This window comes from Exiguobacterium alkaliphilum (assembly GCF_018138125.1).
GTDB lineage: Bacteria > Bacillota > Bacilli > Exiguobacteriales > Exiguobacteriaceae > Exiguobacterium > Exiguobacterium alkaliphilum.
The window spans coordinates 2,168,430-2,187,821 of record NZ_CP073101.1; the positions used below are offsets into that span (position 1 = coordinate 2,168,430).

21 protein-coding genes are annotated in these 19,392 nt (G+C 53.1%); all 21 read right to left on the reverse strand.

From position 1 onward, the window contains the following. Positions 1 to 203 precede the first annotated feature (203 nt). A complete protein-coding gene (locus KB235_RS11195; RefSeq protein WP_211779668.1) occupies positions 204 to 749 on the reverse strand; it encodes a DivIVA domain-containing protein in 546 nt (181 codons plus the stop codon). Between the two features lie 18 nt (positions 750 to 767). After that, a complete protein-coding gene (locus KB235_RS11200) occupies positions 768 to 1,538 on the reverse strand; it encodes a YlmH family RNA-binding protein (protein WP_211779669.1) in 771 nt (256 codons plus the stop codon). Then, complete coding sequence (locus tag KB235_RS11205) at positions 1,539 to 1,811, reverse strand: YggT family protein (RefSeq protein WP_211779670.1); 273 nt, start codon at positions 1,809 to 1,811, stop codon at positions 1,539 to 1,541. It abuts the gene before it with no gap. Positions 1,812 to 1,815: 4 nt separating this feature from the next. Beyond that, positions 1,816 to 2,283: a cell division protein SepF gene (locus tag KB235_RS11210; RefSeq protein ID WP_034805588.1), complete on the reverse strand. Its 468-nt coding sequence runs from the start codon at positions 2,281 to 2,283 to the stop codon at positions 1,816 to 1,818. A 23-nt stretch (positions 2,284 to 2,306) separates the two neighbouring features. Continuing rightward, complete coding sequence (locus KB235_RS11215; protein WP_034815038.1) at positions 2,307 to 2,960, reverse strand: YggS family pyridoxal phosphate-dependent enzyme; 654 nt, start codon at positions 2,958 to 2,960, stop codon at positions 2,307 to 2,309. Then, positions 2,957 to 3,718, reverse strand: a complete 762-nt coding sequence (gene pgeF, locus KB235_RS11220; protein ID WP_211779671.1) for a peptidoglycan editing factor PgeF — start codon at positions 3,716 to 3,718, stop codon at positions 2,957 to 2,959. Before pgeF ends, KB235_RS11215 begins: the two co-directional genes overlap by 4 nt. Positions 3,719 to 3,772: 54 nt before the next feature. Further along, positions 3,773 to 4,915, reverse strand: coding sequence for a cell division protein FtsZ (ftsZ, locus tag KB235_RS11225; RefSeq protein WP_034805598.1), 1,143 nt, complete (start codon positions 4,913 to 4,915; stop codon positions 3,773 to 3,775). Positions 4,916 to 4,959: 44 nt separating this feature from the next. Then, a complete protein-coding gene (gene ftsA, locus KB235_RS11230) occupies positions 4,960 to 6,246 on the reverse strand; it encodes a cell division protein FtsA (RefSeq protein WP_034805600.1) in 1,287 nt (428 codons plus the stop codon). Between the two features lie 227 nt (positions 6,247 to 6,473). Further along, on the reverse strand, positions 6,474 to 7,244 hold the full coding sequence (locus KB235_RS11235) for a cell division protein FtsQ/DivIB (RefSeq protein WP_211779672.1): 771 nt from the start codon (positions 7,242 to 7,244) through the stop codon (positions 6,474 to 6,476). Between the two features lie 12 nt (positions 7,245 to 7,256). Further along, the gene (gene murG, locus KB235_RS11240; protein WP_211779673.1) at positions 7,257 to 8,333 is read right to left on the reverse strand and encodes an undecaprenyldiphospho-muramoylpentapeptide beta-N-acetylglucosaminyltransferase; all 1,077 of its coding nucleotides are present in this window, start codon (positions 8,331 to 8,333) and stop codon (positions 7,257 to 7,259) included. Next, positions 8,330 to 9,667: a UDP-N-acetylmuramoyl-L-alanine--D-glutamate ligase gene (gene murD / locus KB235_RS11245; RefSeq protein WP_246514193.1), complete on the reverse strand. Its 1,338-nt coding sequence runs from the start codon at positions 9,665 to 9,667 to the stop codon at positions 8,330 to 8,332. The genes murG and murD overlap by 4 nt, the downstream gene beginning before the upstream one ends. Positions 9,668 to 9,682: 15 nt before the next feature. Continuing rightward, the gene (mraY, locus tag KB235_RS11250; RefSeq protein WP_211779675.1) at positions 9,683 to 10,642 is read right to left on the reverse strand and encodes a phospho-N-acetylmuramoyl-pentapeptide-transferase; all 960 of its coding nucleotides are present in this window, start codon (positions 10,640 to 10,642) and stop codon (positions 9,683 to 9,685) included. A gap of 22 nt (positions 10,643 to 10,664) precedes the next feature. Beyond that, the gene (locus tag KB235_RS11255) at positions 10,665 to 11,969 is read right to left on the reverse strand and encodes a UDP-N-acetylmuramoyl-tripeptide--D-alanyl-D-alanine ligase (RefSeq protein WP_211779676.1); all 1,305 of its coding nucleotides are present in this window, start codon (positions 11,967 to 11,969) and stop codon (positions 10,665 to 10,667) included. A 57-nt stretch (positions 11,970 to 12,026) separates the two neighbouring features. Next, on the reverse strand, positions 12,027 to 14,174 hold the full coding sequence (locus KB235_RS11260; protein WP_211779677.1) for a penicillin-binding transpeptidase domain-containing protein: 2,148 nt from the start codon (positions 14,172 to 14,174) through the stop codon (positions 12,027 to 12,029). After that, positions 14,171 to 14,536: a cell division protein FtsL gene (gene ftsL, locus KB235_RS11265; RefSeq protein ID WP_034805621.1), complete on the reverse strand. Its 366-nt coding sequence runs from the start codon at positions 14,534 to 14,536 to the stop codon at positions 14,171 to 14,173. The genes KB235_RS11260 and ftsL overlap by 4 nt, the downstream gene beginning before the upstream one ends. 23 nt (positions 14,537 to 14,559) lie before the next feature. After that, a complete protein-coding gene (gene rsmH, locus KB235_RS11270) occupies positions 14,560 to 15,492 on the reverse strand; it encodes a 16S rRNA (cytosine(1402)-N(4))-methyltransferase RsmH (RefSeq protein ID WP_211779678.1) in 933 nt (310 codons plus the stop codon). 166 nt (positions 15,493 to 15,658) lie between these two features. Beyond that, complete coding sequence (gene bshC, locus KB235_RS11275; protein ID WP_246514194.1) at positions 15,659 to 17,215, reverse strand: bacillithiol biosynthesis cysteine-adding enzyme BshC; 1,557 nt, start codon at positions 17,213 to 17,215, stop codon at positions 15,659 to 15,661. 24 nt (positions 17,216 to 17,239) lie between these two features. Then, the gene (locus tag KB235_RS11280) at positions 17,240 to 17,599 is read right to left on the reverse strand and encodes a DUF3397 domain-containing protein (protein WP_034805628.1); all 360 of its coding nucleotides are present in this window, start codon (positions 17,597 to 17,599) and stop codon (positions 17,240 to 17,242) included. Further along, positions 17,593 to 18,432 (reverse strand): ketopantoate reductase C-terminal domain-containing protein, encoded by an 840-nt coding sequence (locus KB235_RS11285; protein WP_211779679.1) that lies wholly within the window; start codon positions 18,430 to 18,432, stop codon positions 17,593 to 17,595. Before KB235_RS11285 ends, KB235_RS11280 begins: the two co-directional genes overlap by 7 nt. A 102-nt stretch (positions 18,433 to 18,534) precedes the next feature. After that, positions 18,535 to 18,708 (reverse strand): 50S ribosomal protein L32, encoded by a 174-nt coding sequence (gene rpmF, locus KB235_RS11290; protein WP_015881300.1) that lies wholly within the window; start codon positions 18,706 to 18,708, stop codon positions 18,535 to 18,537. A 22-nt stretch (positions 18,709 to 18,730) separates the two neighbouring features. After that, positions 18,731 to 19,258, reverse strand: coding sequence for a YceD family protein (locus KB235_RS11295; RefSeq protein ID WP_211779680.1), 528 nt, complete (start codon positions 19,256 to 19,258; stop codon positions 18,731 to 18,733). Positions 19,259 to 19,392 lie beyond the last annotated feature (134 nt).

Sequence of the window (19,392 nt, forward strand, 5' to 3'; positions counted from 1 at the left end):
ACTCGCGGTACCACCCTACTAGTCTCGACATAGGTCGAGACCGCTCTTGGCGACCGATAACGGGGTCAGGCGGTCGTGCTTACTCGTTTCAGCACGACACTCGTAGGGGATACCGAATAAAGTCTTTCTCTTAGGCTCCCACCTTCCCTAAGTCGCTTCGTAGGTATGACTTTATCGACGTGTCCTAGTCGACGTATTGTGTATTATCCGTGATGTTTGTTTGGTATGACTTCGTCGTCATTATACGGAAGTTCAGTCGTATCGTCAAGAACCGTTTGGACCGGGGGCTCCCCGACGATCGTATCCCATTCCGTACTGTTCAACAGCTCCATTTGGGCATCGACGAGAACGCGGAAACGTGTCCGGTACAGCTCGACTTTCTTCAACATTTGGACGACCTCGCGCTCGGCGAGTTGCTCTTTGCGTGCCGCTTCCTCTTCACGGGCGAGTGCTTCGCGCTCCGCCTGTTTCAAGATGAGGCTCGCTTCTTTCGTAGCGTTCGTCTTCACTTCTTCCGCCGCCTCTTGCGCGACGATAATCGATTTGTTCAACGTGTCTTCCATCGAGGAGAAGTAGTCAATCCGAGCTTGCATATCGTTGACGAGTTCTTCATACCTTCTATTCTCACGAATCAACAGTTCGAACTCTTTGATGATTTGATCTAAAAATTCATTGACCTCATCGATGTCGTACCCGCGAAAACGAGTCGAGAACTCTTTATTATGAATATCAATCGGTGTCAACGCCATTCGACTTTCCTCCTAAATTCAACGTATGATGCCATACTGGATTTTTATTTTCTCACGTTTCGTCGAGCCGAGAATCGCTGTCAATTTCACTCGACCGTAGCCGCGAATCGAGATTAAATCATCGGGCTCTAAGACGAAGCTTGCGTCCTCGATTTGTTTATGGTTTACTTTGCAGTCGCCGTGTTTGACGAGCGCCTGCGCTTTTTGCCGTGATAAGTTGAGTACTTCACTCACGACGACATCAAATCGAAGCGATGAGACGATTCCGAACTCTTCCGTCCACTTCGTCTCCGGTACGATGAGCACGGCTTCCGGTGCCACGTTTGAAATGCGGATGCGAGCCTTTCCGACCCGATCGACGTTCATTTCGATGAAACTGGCTGCCTCGGCGGTCGTCGCGAATTGAGCGATTCCGTCTTCTAACACGACGTCGCCAAACTTCTGACGCTTCAGTCCAGCGTTCAAGAGCGTGCCCGTCACTTGACGGTGGGTCAAGTCGACAAACTTCGTCGGATAGTCGATTTGACGGATTGCGATTTCAAAGTCGTTCGGCTCGAGTTCATAATAGTCCGGCGCCAAGATGAGCCGACGCCGTTCCGCTCCTTCAAAACCACCGTCATCGAAAATCACCAGACGCTTCCCGACGATTTGTTTGACGATTTGTTGTTCACGCGGGTCTAAAAAGTCCGTCAGTTTGAACAAGTAGTTGTCCTCGACTTGTTGCACCCAGTCGAGCACTTGCTCGATGAACGCCCGTTCGCTCGGACGATAATGGTCGAAGACGCTCATTTACAGACCGAAAATCGCTCGCACCCCAACCTGCGCCATTCGAAGTACGAACAAGGCGACGATTGGCGAGATGTCGAGCATGCCGCCGATTGGCGGAATGATGCGGCGGAACGGGTTGAGAAACGGTTCGCACAAATAAGACAAGATTTGTCCGAACTTAGACTCGCGCGCGTTCGGGAACCACGACAACAAAATATAAGCGATTAACACCCAGCTATAATACACGAGAAGCGTAACAATCGTATTTCCTAAAGCTTCTACTACGTTATTCATTCACTTACCATCCTTTACTATTGAGTTCGTCCTCCGAAATCAAGTTCGAGATCGACCCCGTCAACTCGATATTGTTCGGAGTACATAGAATCGTGTTATGTCCAATCGACGTCATCGTCCCTTCGAGTGCGTAGACGACACCCGATAAGAAATTGACGACTTGACGAGATTGTTCTTTTGACATGCGTTGAAGGTTGACGATGACAGCGCGGTTTTCTTTCAATTGGTCGCTAATGTCTTGCGCTTCGGCGAAGACGCGCGGCTCGGCAAGAACGACTTTCGAACGTTCTTTTTTCTTCGAGTTGAACGCGACGAGATTGTTTGACGTTTTGGGGCGATCGTCTGTCTTGACGATTTGCTCGGTCATCGGCTGTTGCTTCGTCTCGGCGACGACATACTCTTCTCCTTCATACGCATTCCGTTCTTCTTCTTCGAGTCCGAAGAAATCTTTCATCTTGTTTTTGATTGACATAACGGATTCCTCCTTAAGATATATTATTGCACAAGTATGGTTCCAATACGAACAAACGATGCGCCTTCTTCGACGGCAATCGGATAGTCATTCGACATGCCCATCGACAGTTCCGTACACGGGGCGTGAGCGTACCCTTTCGCCAACACGTCGTCACGTAACGTCCGCAACTGATGGAACGTGTCGCGAAGTACCGACTCATCTTCTGTCAACGGTGCCATGGTCATGAGACCGATCACCCGGATGTGCGGATACTGTTTACAGTTCTCGATGAAGGCGTGCACCTCCTCTTTTTCAATCCCATGTTTCGATGCCTCGCCCGACACGTTCACTTGGACGAAACAGTCGATGACACGATTCGCTCGCTTATCGATTTCCGCTGCGAGCGACAAGCGGTCGAGTGAGTGGATGGCCGCGACGCGGTCGATGATTTGTCGCACTTTGCGCGTCTGCAGGCTTCCGATGAAATGGATGAGCGCATCATCTGGCAACACTTCTGCCTTTGCCAACAGTCCTTCCGGTCGATTTTCTCCGAAATGACGTACGCCTTCTTCATAAAGGGCGGTCGCCACGTCCGGACCGACCGATTTCGTGACGGCGATAAGGGTCACGTCCTGTCCGGCTCGATGTTGTTCGATGGTTTGTCTGACATGTTTCACGTTATTCGCTATACTCACGACTTCTTCTCCTTGACGAGGACGGCCGCAAATCGACGTAACGCATCCCCGTTCCGATACGAGAAAAACGTTCGGTCCGAGACGGTCGACAAGTTCGATTGGGTGACGTCCAGTTTTCTTTCGACGGCGAGCGTCTCATTCACTTGTTGTAGCGACAAGTGCGCATGTCCGTCTCGCTCATCTGTGACCGCGGCGTCATATGCCGCTTCCGACACGTCTTTGACGGCGTCGAGCACTCGTTGGTCGACCTCATACGCGTCGGCCGTGATGGCCGGCCCGACGACCATGTCAATCGCATCAGCGGGCACCCCGAGTTTGGCGAACGCATCGGTCATCGAGGCGACGATGTTGCCGACCGTACCTTTCCAACCCGCATGGGCCATACCGATGACGCCATGATCTTTCGCACAAAAGAACAGTGGGACGCAGTCGGCGAAGACGAGGGCGAGCGGCATGTCCTCCGTCGTCGTGATGAGGCCGTCTGTCGCTTCAATCGCTTCCGCGTAATCATACGCCCCTTTGCCTCGATCGTTCGTATCGACGAATGCGACACGATTGCCATGAACTTGGTCGGCCCAAACCGAGTCAGTTAACGCAAGACCGGCGTCCATAAAGAAACGTTCTCGGTTTTTCACGACGAGGGCACGGTCGTCTCCGACGTGGAGGCCGACATTCCCTTCATTGTGCCAATCTGTGCGGGTCGTCACGTAGGCCGAGTAGCGCTCCGTTTCAGTTTCCCATGAATGAATCAATCGCATGTCGTTCTCCTTTTTTACAAAAAAGGAGTGCCGAGAACCGGCACCCCCTATTTTTTAGTTACGGCGTTGTCTTACGAACGCTGGGATGTTGATCGTCTCGTCTGGGACGTCACCACCATAGACCGGTCTATGGAAGTTCCCTTCTTCTTGTTGCGCAGAGTCCGCTTTCGGTTGAGCCTCTTTCTTCACTTCTGCCTCAGGTTGTTTCTTCGGCTGTTGAAGGAACGGGTTCGAGCCTTGTGCTTCTTCTGCAAATTCAGTTGCGATGACCGTCACGATAATCTCGTCGTTCAAGTTTTCGTTGATGACCGAACCGAAAATCAAGTTCACTTCTTCATCCGCAGCACTTTGAACGATTTGAGCCGCTTCCGTCACTTCATAAAGACTGAGGCTGAGACCGCCCGTGATGTTCATCAACACGCCTTTCGCGCCTTCGATTGAAGACTCGAGAAGCGGTGAAGAGATGGCTTTCTTCGCGGCTTCAACGGCACGGTTTTCACCTGTCGCGACACCGACACCCATAAGGGCCGAGCCTTTTTCAGTCATAATCGTCTTCACGTCAGCGAAGTCGAGGTTGATGAGACCTGGGATAGCAATCAAGTCCGTGATCCCTTGTACACCTTGGCGCAAGACGTTATCCGCTTCACGGAACGCCTCAATCATCGGCGTGTTGCGCTCGACGATTTCAAGAAGCTTGTCGTTCGGGATGACGATGAGCGTGTCAACTTTTTCTTTGAACGCTTGAATGCCGTGTTGGGCATGTTGCATCCGCTTGCGTCCTTCGAACATGAACGGTTTCGTGACGACACCGACCGTCAAGGCGCCGATTTCTTTCGAAATCTCTGCGATGACAGGGGCTGCCCCTGTACCCGTTCCGCCACCCATACCGGCTGTGACGAAGACCATGTCCGCGCCATCAAGCGCTTCAATCAACTGTTCACGGCTCTCTTCGGCTGCTTTCTTCCCGATATCAGGATTTGCACCGGCACCGAGTCCGCGTGTCAATTTCGCACCGAGTTGGAGCTTCACGTCCGCTTTCGACATGTTGAGTGCTTGCGCGTCCGTGTTGACCGCGATGAACTCGACACCTTGCACGCCGTGTTCGATCATGCGGTTGACGGCGTTTGAACCGCCGCCACCGACTCCAATTACTTTAATTTTTGCTACGGCGTCAATCGCCTCATCAAAGTACATCATTCAGGTATCCCCCTACGTAATTTCCGATTGTGAATCGCATCAGCTTACACGCCAAATAATTTTTCCATTAACCGTCCGAATCCGTTTTTCGATTCGCGCTCTGTCGAATCGTACTCGTCACCAGCATCCGGTTGTCGATCTGTCTTCGTTGTCGACGAGACGACTTCGCGTTCTTCCGGCTTCTCCAAGTTTTGCTTCGAGACGTGGTGATCGCTCATGAGCACGTACTTGAGGACGCCGACAGCTGTCGCATATTTCGGATGTCTGACACCGATGGACGATGGTTGATAAAGTCTCGTCTTTTGACCCATGACACGGGTCGCCAGCTCTTGGATGCCAGGCAAGGCAGCGGCGCCACCACAGAGCAAATAGCCTCCGCTCAGTGCCGGAACTCCTACCTTTTGCACTCTATTCAACACCAATGTAAACATTTCCTCTATTCTCGCCTCTAAAACATAACTAATTTCAGCTTGCGGCTCATACGCCACTTCCCCGTTAATGTTCGTGAACGAGAATCCTTCAGTCGCATCTGCCATTTCTTCAAGCGCAAGACCATATTCTTCTTTCGCGACTTTCGCATCTTGGTATTTGCAGTTGAGCTTGTATACCAAGTCGCGCGTCATATGATCGCCCCCGACTGGAAGGATGTAAGAATAGACGAGGTCACCACGGTAGAAGACAGATACAGTCGTCTTCTCGTGTCCGATGTCGATCAAGCCGATCCCAAGGTCAATCTCATCCACAGAAGCGGCACTCATGCCGAGCGCCAAATTGCCGAGCACGAATCCGTCGAGCTTCAGTCCCGCCCGCTCAATCGAACGACGGATGCTATGTAAGATTGTCTTCGAGCCCGTCACCATCTTCCCGTGCATCTCTAACCGATAGCCGAGCATCCCACGCGGGTCCACGACGCCGGTCTGTTGATCGACCGTGAACGAGGACGGAATGACGTCAATCACGCTCATCTCGTCGGGTAGACGCATCACTTGTGCCGAATTGATGACTTCAATCACGTCGGCATCCGTAATTTCTTGGTCTTCTCGTTTGACCGAGGCGATTCCATGACATGGGGCAATTTGGATATGTTCCCCTTCGATGGCAACGTATACCGAACGAACTTGATCACCGAGTGCCGCTTCGGCATGTTCGACGGCTTGTTTGATGGCTTGAACCGTCTTATCGATGTCGACGACGGCGCCACGTTTTACTCCTGCAGACGGAGCACAACCTTCTGCCAAAATGTTAAGCGTTCCCCCGAGCAATTCACCCACGACAAGCTTAATTTCTGACGTTCCAATATCTAATGCGGCTACATAACCATTCGCTTCCAACAGGGAAACACCTCCGCGCTAAAATTTCAGTTTCAGTCTTCCATTACAATATTACAGATATCCAAAAATATTGTTAGGTCCGGCAAGATATCTCACGTCTAAGTTTACAACAAATAAGATAGTGAGAAAAGGTAGAATCCTACAAATTAAGCGGTTTTGGGGTGTCAATTCGATTACAAACGATAAAAAAACAGCCCCGGCATGTCGCAGGGCTGTAAAAATTCAGACTATTCTTCCGATTTTTCATATGGGACGAAATAATAGCCTCCATCCATGACGACCGTTCCTCGCTGTCCTTTAGGGATATTTTCAAAAATTTCACCGTACTTGGACACCGTTTGACTCAGTTTGAACGTCGGTGTGAGCAACGTGTTCCCGTCGTTCATGTAAATCTCATAACGTGTCGGTTCGCCTTCTTGTTGTTTGAACACGATCTCAGACATTCTCGCCCGTAACGCGTCATCGACCTGCTCGAGCTCACCGGCCACTTTCTCAAGATCGGCCTCTTTGTCAAACTGTCTCAAGAGCGGCCCGTCTTTCAACTTTGCCGGGTCATCGATTTGCCCGGTCGGATGAAGCGAGCCGTCCGCTAAGACGACGACTTCCCGGTCGTCCGTCCTCGAATAGGCGATCATCTTCTCCTCTTCGAGCTTGATGGTGACGATATTGTACCAACTTCGATCCACTTCAACGTCTTTTACGCCGGGAAGTTCACGAATCGCCGTCTCGAGTCGGCTAGGAGACACTTCGACGATTTTTGACTTCGTGTCTAGGTCAATTTGTTCCAACACGTAAGACTCGGTCAACCAAGCCAAGCCAGACACGTTCACCGCCTTCACGTCAGACACCGACGTCTGCATATAGACGACGAGGGCGATCAATACGGCGAACAGCAGCAAAATCGCAGACAATCGACGGTTCGCCTTCTTCCGTCGCTGATCTTTCATATATGGAATCCGGTCTTCCAAACTACGGACGGTGTTCTGACGTGTCTCCATGCTTCCTCTCCTTTAGCGACTTACTTCTTCTACAAGCGCGGCGAGGGATTCCGCGGCCTGCGGGAACCCTAACCGTTTCGACGCTTCCGCCATCTGTTGTTCGTTTTCCAAGACGTGCTGTATCTTCTCGACGAGCGTTTTGCCCGTCAAGTCCGCTTCTCGAATCAAGACGGCAGCTCCGCTCTCAACGAGTGCCGAAGCATTTTTCGTTTGATGGTCGGCCGTGACATACGGGCTCGGAATCAAAATGCTCGGCAAACCGAGCGCCGTCAATTCAGAAATGGTCGATGCACCCGCCCGTGACACGACGAGCGTCGCACAGGCGAGCAGGGCAGGCATATCGTAAACGTATGGCAAGATATGGACGTTTTCCGCCGGCTTCGCTTCGGCGACGACCGCCTCATAGTGCACGTTCCCGGTCACATACAGTACGTTGACCGGTTGTTGGCTCAGTTCCGGAATCGCTTCGAGCACGGCCCGGTTGATCGCCTCGGCCCCACGGCTCCCGCCATAGATGACGATAATCGGACGCTCATCGATTCCGTACGTCGCTCGGATTTGAGTCGGGTCGGCGACTGTCTGTAACACTTCGCTCCCGCGCGGGTTGCCGATGACGCGAACGTTCGCCCCCGGGAACTGTGACTCGGACCCGGCGAACGACAGCGCGACACGGTCAGCTTTCTTCGATAAGAACTTGTTCGTCAGCCCTGGGATGCTGTTTTGTTCGTGAAGGATTGTCGGGATGCCCAACTGCTGGGCCGTGAACACGACCGGCCCGGACACGAAACCGCCTGTCCCGATGACGACGTCCGGACGGAACGCCTTCATTTCTTTTCTTAGCTGACGGACCGATTTCAAGAACCAATAGCCCGTCTTCACGTTCTCAAGCGACAATGACCGCTTCAACCCGGCGATTCGAATCGATTTGAACGGGATGCCGGCCCGTGGCACGAGATCGGCCTCGAGTCCGTTCTCGGTTCCGATATAGAGCACCTCTAAATCGTCGTGACGCGCCTTTAACGTGTCGAGCAATGCGAGGGCCGGATAAATATGGCCTCCCGTCCCGCCTCCTGAAATGATGACTCTCATCGACTCGCCTCCTCGATTGAACGGACGAGGTCGACGAAATGGGCACCGCGTTCCTCGAACGTCTTGTATTGATCCCAACTTGCGCAAGCTGGCGATAATAAGATCACGTCTTCTTCTGCCGACTGCTCGAACGCGAGCGGTACGGCTTCTTCTAATGTTTCGACAGCAAAGGCCGGGACTCCTTGGGATTCTCCGAGCGTCTTGAACCGTTCGGCCGTCTCCCCGTACGCGACGACCGCTTTGACACGTGACATCGCCGGGACGAGTGAAGACAAGTCAGCGCCTCGCTCGAGTCCGCCGCAAAGCCAGACGATTGGCGCATCGAAACCGGCAAGTGCCGCTTCGGTCGCCACGTTGTTCGTCGCTTTCGAGTCGTTGTAAACTCGGCGGCCAAGCACGCGGCCGACGTTCTCCGTCCGGTGGGCGACCCCGCCGAACGTGCGCAACACACGCTCAACATGTTCACGCGGGATGTTGAATGGTTCGACGAGGAGCAGTGCAGCCAAGACGTTTTCCACGTTATGGGCACCGCCGAGCGCGAGTTCAGACACGCGGACGATGTTGTCCCCATGAAGTGTAATCCAGCCGTCTCGTACGGAAGCATCGCCGGCATCATAACCGAACGTCGATGCGTGTAACGCGTCAGGGACACGCTTCATCACTTCTTCGTCGGCTCCTTTGACGACGATTCGGTCCGAAGAAGTCATGTTGCGGAACAAGTTTGCCTTCGCATCGGCATAGGAATCAAAGTCGCCGTGATAATCAAGGTGCGCTTCCGATAAGTTCAGTAGCGCCGCTGCTTTCGGATGGAACGTCTCGACGCCCATCAGTTGAAAGCTCGACAGTTCGATGACGATGAGATCATCCGGCTTGGCGCGGGTCGCCACCTCGATTGCTGGGAAGCCGATGTTTCCCGCCACGTGCACGGGACGGTCACCGCCTTTTAACAGTTCGTGGACGAGCGTTGTCGTCGTCGTCTTCCCGTTCGACCCGGTGATGGCGACGAACGCAGCGTCTGTCGCCATATAAGCGAGTTCGACTTCTGTATAAATCGGGATGCCTCGATCCATCGCTGCTTGGAGGAGCGGGATATGGTACGGGATTCCCGGATTTTTGACGATGACGTCTGTGTCATCCAATAAGTCGAGTGGGTGCGAGCCGAACACCGACGTGATGCCCAACTGCTCAACTTTCGTCCGCTCTTCTGTCGACGGCTCCGAACCTGTGTTCATCGTCACGATCGCCCCGACACCTACCAAATAAGTGGCGGCGGCGATGCCGCTGCGTGCGGCGCCGAGGACGAGTACGCGCTTACCTTTCCACTGTGCTTCCATTTGTTCCACCATCCATTACATAAGAAGTAACGACAACACTGCCGTGATCAAGCTGATTCCACCGAACGTCAAGACGATGCGCCATTCCGACCATCCGACCATTTCAAAGTGGTGATGAATCGGGCTCATCTTGAAGATGCGCTTCCCGGTCGTCTTAAATGAGATGACTTGCAAGATGACGCTGAGCGTCTCGATGACGAAGATGATTCCGACGAAGACGAGCAACAGCTCGAGCTTCAACATGAGCGCAAGTCCGGCGACCGCGCCACCAAGTGCGAGCGATCCCGTGTCACCCATGAAGATTTTCGCCGGATATTTGTTGAAGACGAGGAATCCGAGAAGTGCCCCGACCGCACTGAAGGCGAACCAGGCGATTCCGGCCTCGTCTTGCCCAAGCGCATAAATCCCGAAGAACGCGAACGTCGGGAGGGCCGAGAACGAGACGAGACCATCGAGACCGTCCGTCAAGTTGACGGCGTTCGAGAATCCGACGAGCCAGAAGATGACGATGGCGACATACAACCAACCCGTATCAAACGCGATCGAAGTGAACGGGATTTGAATCGTCGTATCCAAGCCGTCTCCGAGTGACAAGAACCAGACGAACAAGACCGAGACGACAATTTGTCCAATCAACTTTTGGAGTGATGTCAGACCGAGGTTTCGTTTGTTCACGACTTTAATATAGTCGTCGAGGAAGCCGATCACACCGAACGCGAGCGTGACGAACAAGAGCGTGCCGAAACCCGCGACCGCGTCTCCGAAGATGAGCGAGACGATGAATCCGATGACGAGCGCGAGCAAGATGACAATCCCGCCCATCGTTGGCGTTCCCGATTTCTTTTGATGCCAATCCGGACCTTCATCCCGAATCTCTTGACCGAACTTCAGCTGCCGGAGCGCGGGAATCGCGCGCGGCATGACGACCAAAACGGTCAATAATGAACTGATTAAGACGATTAAACTAATTAACATGTTCGTACCTCACTACTCTCTATTATTGAACTAGACGCTCGAGCGCCAGTCCTCGCGATGCTTTTAACAATATCACAGTCTGTGGTCGTTGATAACTGCCAAGGAGCGGTTTCGCCTCTTCGACCGTCTCGACGTGCGTCACGTTGACGGACGCGTCCGAAATCCCTTCGGCAATCCATTTCGCCTTGTCGCCAATCAAAATGACATCCGTCACCGGGGCCGTGATGGCATGCCCGACTTTTACGTGTTGCGCCTGTTCGTCGGCACCGAGCTCATACATGTCGCCGAGCACGAGGACACGGCGCGAGAATCCAACGAGCGACTTTACCGTCTCAATCGCCGCAATCATCGAGGTCGGACTCGCATTGTAAGCATCGTTGATCAAGTGCGCATCCCCGAACATCTGTTTCTCCATGCGCATCGTCGTCAGCTTGACCCGGTCGAGACCGCGTTGGATCATGGCATGGTCGAGCCCGAACTGACGGCCACACGCAATCGCGTACGCGGCGTTTCGAATCTGATGGGCACCGAGCACTTTCAATTCAAACAGTTCGCCATCATATCGGAAAATCGACGCGTCGAACGTCGTCTCGACAACCTCGATTTTCCCATCGGCATCGTCAGCGTAGCCGACGCGGAACCCTTGATCAGATAGAAGCGGCTCATCCGCATCGACAATCAAGAGGCCTTGTTCTTTCAACCCGGCCTTGATTTCAAGTTTCGCTTTCGCGATGCCTTGACGGCCCCCGACTTGTTCCCCGTGCGACTCACCGATATTCGTGACGAACGCGACGTCCGGCTTCGCGATGTTCGACAACAGTTCGATTTGCCCGAACCCGTTCATGCCCATCTCGAGGACGGCCACTTCGGTATCGCGTGGCATGCGGAGCACCGTGAGCGGCAAGCCGACGTCCGAGTTAAAGTTTCCGGCCGTCTTGTGCGTCTTGAACTTTTCCTCGAGCACGACCGCGACCATATCTTTCGTCGACGTCTTGCCGTTCGAACCGGTGATGGCGACGACGAGCGGATCGATTTCTGCCAAATAGCGGGCTGCCGCTTCTTGGAGTGCCTTGAGCGGTGACGGCACCGGGATGACAATGATCCCTTCCGGTCGTTCCCGTCCTTCTTCCCAAAACGTGACGATGGCGCCTTGCTCGATCGCCTTGTCAATAAAGTCGTGCCCGTCGACGCGCGCCCCGATGATTGGGACGAATAGTCCGTCGCCGTTCTCATCACGCGAGTCCGTCGCCACTCGGCGTACTTCCCGTGTGTCTTCAATCGTCACACCGAACCAGCTGGCCAATGTTTGAATCGTTAGTTGTTCCATCGTATTTCCTCCTGTGACAAAGGAAAAGAGAGCCGAGGCCCTCTTGATCCTGTTGCGTTAATTCGACGGGGATTGGAGCTTCACCTTAAGTGTCGCCCCGGTTTTGACAGGCTTGTCTTTCCCGATAGACTGGGAAGTGACGAAGCCGGTCCCGTCGATTTCTAAATTCAATTGATACAACGTTGCCAATCGTTTCACATCTCGGAGTGACCAACCCGACAAGTTCGGCATCGCGAACGTATCGTCGGTCTTGAGCAATAACCGTTCGCCCGTGACGTACGACTGACCTTCGACTGGGCTTTGGGCCGTCACACTACCGCCACTGCCGAGAAGGACCGGTGCGAACGCGGCTGCTCGCGACGTGTCGACTGCTTCCTTCCGACTGAGGTCGATGTAGGATGCAGTCGTCTTCGCTGAGGCCTCGACCGCTTTCTCTTGCTTCTCCGGCTCGACGCTCCGATAGCGGAGCGCCACGTCCATGACGTCCTTGAACAACGGGGCCATGATCCGCGGACCGGTCGTCGACGAGTCGCTGTTCGGACGATCGACGGCGATATACATGACGAGCTCCGGATCCTCTTCTGGGGCCATGCCGACGAACGAGTGAATGTACTGGCCACTTAAATACTTCCCGTTCTCGGCAATCTGGGCCGTTCCCGTCTTCCCGATGACGCGGTAGTTTTCGAGGGCGTACAGTTGCCCGGTACCGAGGTCGCTGTTGACGACCCCGTCGAGTGCTTCTCGCGTCTTTTGGGCCGCCTCGGCCGTAATCGGTTGTCCGACGACTTTCGGGTTCGTCGTCCGAATCGTCTCACCGGTCTCGCGATTGACGACTTTTTTAATGACGTGGGGCTGTTTCATCGTCCCATCCGTCGCAATCGCCGACGTCGCTTGCAAGATTTGCATCGGCGTCACCGCGGTCGATTGTCCCCATGCGGTGATGAGCACGTTGAGCGGGCTGTCGAAGTCGTATTGACTGTTGACCTCGCCCGGCAAATCGACGCCTGTCCGTTGATCGAACTTGAAGGCGTTGAAGTAGTCTTCGTAACGCCCGAGACCGAGCCGTTCGTTCGCCATGATGGAGAATGCGACGTTCGACGAATGCCAGACACCTTCTACCATAGGGATGGTACCCCATCCGGTAATATTGTAATCATTGAACGTCGTCCGTCCATACGTGTAAGAGCCGGACTTGTACAGTTCGTTCGGATCGAACACGCCTTCGTTGATCGCCGCGGCGAGGGTGAAGATTTTCATCGTCGATCCCGGCTCGAAACGTGACGAGACGGAAAAGTTGCTGTACGACGTGATTTCACGCGTGTTCGGGTCGAACGACGGCCGGTCAGACAAGGCGACGATCTCACCCGTCTTCGGGTCCATGATGATGGCCGTCGCATTTTTCGGTGCGTACTCTTTATACAATTCATCCATCTTCGTGTCGAGTAGTTGCTGAATCCGGTGGTCGATCGTCAACTGGACGTCGGCCCCGTCTTCCGGCTCGATTCGCAGCTGCTCGTCGCTCGCGATGAGCGGACGACCGGCCAAATCTTTCTCGAACCGGGTCAGTCCATACGACTCGCTCAAGATGTCGTTTAGTGACTTCTCAATCCCGAGTTCGCCGACGAGTTCGATTCGTCCGTTCTGATCGATTTTTTGCGCATACCCGATGACGCTTGATGCGAACACTTTGTTCGGGTAATAGCGTTTCGGTTCCTCGACGAACGTGATGCCTGGAATCTCGAACGCTTCAAGCTCTTCTTTTTGCTCGACCGTCAAATCACGTCCGGGGACACCGAACTCGATTTGTCCACGGTCGACGTTTTGTTCGAGCCGTTTTAAGATGTCCGCTTCGGTCATAGGAATGACGCTCGCGAGTTCGCGTGCGGCTTCTGGAAACTCTTCGGGCATGAGCGTCTTTCCTTCGACGCGCTCGCCGCCGAGCTTCAAGACCGCCACGACCCGGTAAGACGGGATGTTGATGGCAATCGGCTGACCGAACCGGTCAAAGATTTCGCCACGTTCTGCTTTCAACGTGCTGACCGCTTTCCACCGTTCTTCTTCGGCGAACGCGAGCATATTCTCACCTTTGTACGTTTGAAAGACAGATAGATAGAAGAACCAACCGACAAAAAATAAAAAGAGTGGTGTGAAGCAAACAATCGCTACCCACGCCACTCTTTTTTTACTCTGTTGTAGAGAGTTCATCTGTCAATCACCTTGACGTTCTTTTCGTTGAACTGCATTCCGAGCTTTTCAGCTATCGCATAGATTCTCTCTGGCGAGCTTAATTGGGCGATCTCATATTTCAATTCTTCATTTTCTTTGGCGAGGGCGTTCGTCTCTTGCGTGATTAACGCCGTGTCGCGCATGATGTTGTACGCTTCGTTATGTTTCGACACCGTGATGCCACCGAACAAGACGACAGAACCAATCATGGTCGGATACAAAATAGCTTCGAACAAAGTTAACGTACGTCGTTTTGGAGCAGGTATCGGTCGTTCTTGCGGAATCGGATTTCGATTCGGTGAAATGTGAGGCTGCAAAGCCTTGCGGGCAGCTTCTGGCATCAGGTATCCCTCCTACGTACAGTCTATTTTTGTTTTTCAGCGACGCGCAGTTTCGCAGAGCGGGCGCGGCGGTTGTCTTCGAGCTCTTCCCCGCCGGCCGTAATCGGCTTTCGGGTGATGAGTTTAAGTTCAGGTTCAAACTCTTTCGGAATGACCGGCAACCCTGGCGGAAGCGGCGGGTGCTGACTTTTCTCTTTAAAGACTTGTTTACAAATCCGGTCCTCTAATGAGTGGAACGTGATGACACAGATGCGGCCGTTGATGGCGAGCATGTCAATCGCGTCTTGCACGGCGCGGTCGAACACGTTCAATTCATCGTTGACCGCGATACGAATCGCTTGGAACGTCCGCTTGGCAGGATGTCCGCCTTTGCGTCGTGCCGGTGCCGGGATCGCATCTTTAATCAAGTCGACGAGTTCGAACGTCGTCTCAATCGGTTTTTCGGCACGTGCCTGCTCAATCTTTCGGGCAATCTGTTTCGAGAACTTCTCTTCCCCATATGTATAGAAGATGCGGGCAAGGTCCCCGAACGCCCATTCATTTACGACGTGATAAGCCGAAAACGGCTTCGAGCGATCCATTCGCATGTCGAGCGGCGCGTCAAAGTTGTAACTGAACCCTCGTTCCGCCTCGTCGAGTTGTGGCGAGGAGACGCCGAGGTCAAATAAGACGCCGTCAACTTGTGTCACACCGCGACTGAGAAGCTCGTCTTTCAAATGGACGAAGTTGCTCTGTATAAAAGTAACCCGGTCTTCATATGGAGCCAATCGCTCTTTCGCATGTGCGAGTGCGACGTCATCTTGGTCGAACGCGTACAGATGACCGGTCGTCAATCGCTTCACAATCTCTTCGCTATGACCCGCTCCACCTAATGTACAGTCGACATAAATGCCGTCCGGCTTGATGTTCAATCCTTCGATGGACTCCATTTTTAAAACCGTTTCATGCTCAAACATACAAAAACCCTCTCAACCTACAAATTTCAACTGTTTTATTACACTTACTTTATCATAAAAATGTCAAGCACCGCATTCGTTTTTAGCGAAAAGAGGAAACAAAAAGGTAACAAACGAAAAAAGATTCCCTGTTTTCAAGGGAATCAAATTTTAAACATCCTTTTTCTTACAATTTAACTAAACATCGCTCAATTTCAGAGGTTTCATACGCACGGAACAGACGTTTGAACAAATCGAGACCGTGCCGGTTCAACATCGGCACCATCGACCAAATCCGCTCTTGCGGCGCATTCATCGGGACGAGACGGGTCGACAGATGGATGCGACGATCGTTCAACCGGTACTGTTCACGCTTCGCCTCGGCCCGCATCTCGTCGGCGAGCCGCTCGAGCAATTGTTTCGCGCTCGATTCAAACCGATGACCGTGACGCCCTGCTTCTTTACCGACCGCCGCGGCTAACGCCCGATAGCTATACAGTTGTTCATCGAAAGCCGCATCGTCGAACGCATGGTCCGGGAGCGGCGTTGCCAAGTATTCCGCGAGGTCGACCCCTTCTTGCCGTAACTTCTTCTCATCATTTGACGAGAGGAGGACCGCACCGAGCCGCGGAAGCAGGATCGGCATCTTCCAGCCGAAGACGTGGAACAACGGACGCAACTGAAGCCAATAGGCGATCTCACCTGGCCCGGCGACATAGGCGAGCGTCGGGAACAGATAGTCTTGCATGAGCGGACGCGAGACGACGTTGTTCGAGAACCGCTCCGGGTGCGCTTCGATTTCTGCGAGCAGCTCCGCCTCTGTGAAACGATGTCCCCGCTTCGTCGTGAAGACATCACCTTCTTTCGTCAACAGCTCACGCGTCCCGTCATGATAGAAGACGTGTGCCGCTTCTCGGTTCAGCTCCACTTCCGGCATCCCCGGTTCGTACGCCTGCAGGAAAGCCTGTTTTACTTCGTCGTGCCCTTTGATGAGCCGACCGAACGCCGTCTGTCCGAGTGTCCGCACTTCTTTTTGGTGCGGGTCGAAGAGGAGGAACTCCTGACCGACAAAGCGACGCATCATCTTCCCGAAAAATTGGGCGAACGAATGCGACTGTTGCAACACGTCCACGAGCTCACGATAGAGGGAAGGGGTGTGGACCGTCTCCGTCTCGGCGAGGAGCATGCGCTGTAGCATTTGAACGAGTTCAATTTTCAACCGATCGAACTCGAGCTCTCCGACCGAAGCCTTTCCGGCAAGCGGGACGACCGAGAGTGTTTCTTTACGGAACTGACGGGACATCGGTTGCGGGATGAAGACATGGTTGATTTCGGCGTAATCATGGTCCTCCGTCGCCATCCAGAAAATCGGCAATACCGGTTTATTCAACACGGCCTCGGCTTGTTTGGCCCGTTTGAGCACGGTCAACAGCTTGTACACCGCGAACAATGGACCGCCGAACACACCGACTTGTTGTCCGGTCACCATCGTATACGCGTCACCGTTCGCGAACGCTTCAAGCTTTCGTTCCATCGCTTCTGATAGCGGGCCGTACTCGGCTTGTTGGGTTCGTAAGATTGACGCGAGCGCTTCTCGATGCGGATACGTCCGTCCATCGAGCTCTTCTGCCCGCGCCTTCAACTCACCCATTCCTTTATAATCAAGCCAATCTGCATACCCTTCCTCGATTTGAATCATCGGAGAAGACGAGGCATACATGGCATCAAGCGACTCTATCCTCACGTATAACGACTTCCTTTCAATCAATCAATACATCATATGCTTGGCGATGCCGACGATGAACAAGACGGCATGGGTCGGGACGAGCAATAAAAAGAGCAAGCGCCAACCATGGATAAACATCTTCGTGAAGATGACCTCCTCGTGCCTCACCCGCTGCCAAATCGCGTTTATCGGAAAAATGGCAACGCACGCGGCGAGCAACAACCAAAACAGGTCATCCCCGACAATCGCCTCTAACAGGACGGCGCACGCATAAAACCAGAGCACGACGCCGACATCACAAACCAGCTTGAACGTATTGACCGATTTCGGCATAATTTTTCTAAGTATCATATACACCATAAACCAAATGATGAGTGGAAATGAAACGATATACACTAACACGATGCGCTCGCCCCTATAATCAATTTTTGCATGAGCGGGATGGCCGTCAGTTCGACCCCTCGCGTCTCCGCCCGTTTCAAGAGCGGCGTCAGGATAGCGTCCACTTCGGTCGGCCGGCCGGCTTCTATGTCCCGTAACATCGAGGAGCGATTGGTCGCCGTTTTCTCGATGATCGACTCGATATATGTATAGGGTACGGACTCGTCGAACAGCGACGTCAATTCCTTATAAATCGCGAGTGCGATGTCTCGGCACGGCGGTTGCCCGACCATACCGTTTGGCACCCGACAAAGCGCCGTGATCGGATTGATGATGGCGTTCGCGAACAACTTCTCGACGACGACGTACCGGATATCGGATTCCCAGACGATCTGTAACGGGGACGCGCTAAAAACGAGCGGCTCCATACCTGTCAGGCTGCCGATTCGGACACGCCCGAGTCCGCTATGGCGGATGGTCGTCCCGTCACGTGTCACGCCGTGTTCGACGACTCCAAGCTGAAACCCACGCCGTTCTGCATAATCGAGATGGGCAATCCCGTTCGCACAGATAAACACGGGCACGTTCCCCGTCAACCGCTCGGTCGCCGCTTCCACGTGATGCGCTTTTGTCGTCACAAAAAAGACGTCCGCTTCCGTCTCGTCAAGCAGATGAATCGGTTTGGACACGACACGTGCCGTCCCGCTCGTCACCCCAACGCGTTCGATTGTGACGTCACCGTGTTCGCCGTTTCGACCGTATAACGTCACCGTATACTCTTCTGCGAGGAACGACGCCATCAACATGCCGACGGCTCCGTTCCCGATGATGCCTATCCGTTCAATCGGTCGCATCGGCAACCCTCCTTCTCGTCATACACAAAAAGAGTTTACCACAATCCGAATCGATGACCATAAAAAAAGAAGCGGCCTCCTAAGAGACCGCTTCTTCAAGCATTATTTGCTTGTTACTTCTTTACCGTTGTAATGTCCGCAAGATTTGCAAACACGGTGTGAAAGTTTCATTTCGCCACAGTTCGGGCACTCGTTCATACCAGGTACGTTGAGTTTGAAGTGAGTACGACGAAGACGTTTGCGAGTTTTCGACGTTCTACGGAATGGTACTGCCATCGTTGTCCACCTCCTTGAAAAGTTAGCCTTTCTCGTCCTCTTTTTTCGAGAACAAGTCGGCAAGTCCCGCGAGGCGCGGGTCAATTTTTGGTTGGTCGTCCAGCTGATCCTCTACGAGGGCCCAGCCTTCCCCTTCAACCTGAGTTTTGTCTGTTTCGTTCCCGAACACTTGCATCGGGACGTCTAACATGATGAGCTCACGTACGATCGGTCGCAGATCAATCGTATTTCCTTCTGGCAAATTGACGTCATCGAATTGCTCCGTGTAACGCCCGTTCTCCAAAAAGAAAGGCTCGAGTGATTCAATATCGAATTCATACATGACATCGTCTAACGTACGCGCATCTGGCAACGTCAGGTCACCTTGAATCTTCAGATTGAATGTAACTTGATTAGATGTGAACGACGCATCCCCGTGCACATGCACTGAGCGAATCGATCGGATATCCGGATGGAGCTGAGTCAGCTCCGGAAGTTCGACCGTCTCATCGACGATAAAACTGTCACCTTGGTTTCGAAGCTTAAGTAGCTGTGCAATAGACCATTTCATCCGAATCACCTCAATTGCAACAATATGAATTATAGATAGGCCAACTTGTTTTGTCAATGTTTTTTCTTTACACTAAAATCAGTTGACGACGGCGCTTTGTCAAAGCGTACTTATCCATCTTACACCAATCCAAT